Origin of the sequence: Stenotrophomonas sp. AS012628, assembly GCF_010608305.1 — a bacterium.
In the GTDB taxonomy this organism is placed as follows: Bacteria; Pseudomonadota; Gammaproteobacteria; order Xanthomonadales; family Xanthomonadaceae; genus Stenotrophomonas; species Stenotrophomonas geniculata.
The window spans coordinates 1-253 of record NZ_VMBJ01000181.1; the positions used below are offsets into that span (position 1 = coordinate 1).

Here is a 253-nt window from a genome sequence, read left to right on the forward strand (position 1 = left end):
TCTTCAACCTGGGCATCAAGGAGTTCCGCAGCCTCGGCCGCGACTACGCGATGCTGGCACTGATCGTCTGGGCCTTCACCCTGGGCGTCTACAGTTCCGCTACCGGTATTCCGGAAACCTTGCATCACGCGCCGATCGCGGTGGTCGACGAGGACCGCTCGCAACTCTCGTCGCGTATCGTCAATGCCTTCCAGCCCCCGTACTTCCGGCCGCCGGAAATGATCGGGCATGCCGAGATGGATCGCGGCATGGA

The 253-nt window shown here is 62.8% G+C and carries 1 pseudogene; it reads left to right on the forward strand.

The features are described from left to right. Positions 1–253 (forward strand): annotated as a pseudogene (locus G5A07_RS21520) (hypothetical protein); the annotation flags it as partial.